Source organism: Nocardioides sp. CPCC 206348, assembly GCF_048654705.1.
Taxonomy (GTDB): Bacteria; Actinomycetota; Actinomycetes; order Propionibacteriales; family Nocardioidaceae; genus Nocardioides.
This window is the reverse complement of the sequence record NZ_JBMCZA010000189.1, coordinates 16,576-16,991: the sequence shown is the minus strand read 5'-3', so window position 1 is coordinate 16,991 and position 416 is coordinate 16,576. Positions and strand designations below refer to the sequence as shown.

Annotated in this window: 1 protein-coding gene; it reads right to left on the bottom strand. The window is 69.7% G+C overall.

What is annotated here, in order from left to right:
• The coding region (locus tag ACOADB_RS15665; RefSeq protein ID WP_378600390.1) for a polysaccharide pyruvyl transferase family protein at window positions 1-416 on the bottom strand (416 nt) is incomplete at both ends.

Genomic DNA, 416 nt, shown 5'->3' with positions numbered 1-416 from the left:
CCGCGAGGCCTCCGTCAGCTCCCCGACGGGCCTCATGGTCGGCAGGACGGGACCCTCGAAGAACATCGACGGGCAGCCGATCACCTCGACGTCGCGGAATCCCAGGCCCGCCAGGTAGTCGGCGGTGAACTCGCCGCGCACGCCGATCGTGGGGCCGTGGTCGAGGACGGCCGAGACGAAGTCGCGCACCGATTCCTCCAGCGGACCGAGGGCGGCCAGATCCCCTTCGGCATTGGCCTGTGCACCGACGCCGAGGACGACGACGGGAACCTTCACCTGACGGATGACGCGCGTCAGCCGCTGCAGCGCCGGCGCGAAGCTGGGCCGGAAGGCGTTGGCGAGGGGGACGACGAAGGCGTCGTACTCGCTGTTGATCCTCTCGACGAGCCCGCGGTAGACGACGAGACCGTTGGAGT